Annotated in this window: 1 protein-coding gene; it reads left to right on the top strand. The window is 69.5% G+C overall.

Features of this window, described 5'->3' with window-relative positions; translation table 11 throughout:
- Positions 1 to 76: 76 nt before the first annotated feature.
- On the top strand, positions 77 to 640 hold a 564-nt coding region (locus CCN39_RS51450), incomplete at its 3' end, for an MHYT domain-containing protein (RefSeq protein ID WP_279629634.1).

Genomic DNA, 640 nt, shown 5'->3' with positions numbered 1-640 from the left:
GTACCAGGGCACCGACGGCACGAACTGGGTGGACATCTCCGGCTCCTACTGGCTGATCTGAGAAGGGAGTTCACCTGTGCCTCAGTACACCTACGGCGGGAACCCCTCCGCGGTCCTGACCACCGTCACCGGCGACGTCGTCCCCGACTACCCGCTCATCGTCCGCGCGGCCGGCACCGGAGCCATCATCACCGCGCTGTTCGAGGAGGACGGCACCACCCCCATCGCCCAGCTGCGCACCGACGACGCCGCCTCCGACACCCCCGGCGCGATCCGTACCTTCAAGGTCGAGGGGTTCGGGGCGATCCAGTACGAGTACAACGGCCCCTCCGGGCAGCCCGTGCGCTGGTACGAGGTCGGCCGGGAAACCGTCACCGCCGCCCTGGAAGGCCTCGCCTCCAAGCTCGACATCACCGGCGGCACCATCACCGGCCTGGGCATAGCCTCCATGCACTACCTGGGCATGGCCGGGCTGCGCCTCAACGGCACGCTCGAATACAACACCCTCACCGTGGCCGCGTCGGTCGTCATCGCCGTGGTGGCCGCGATCGCCGCCCTGTGGGCCGCCGGACAGGTCCGCGGCTTCCTGTGGAGTGTCGGCGCCAGCCTCGTCATGGGGATCGCCGTCAGCGGCATGCAC

It is taken from the genome of Amycolatopsis kentuckyensis (genome assembly GCF_002155975.1).
Classification (GTDB): Bacteria; Actinomycetota; Actinomycetes; order Mycobacteriales; family Pseudonocardiaceae; genus Amycolatopsis; species Amycolatopsis kentuckyensis.
This window is presented reverse-complemented; position numbering and strand designations above follow the sequence as displayed.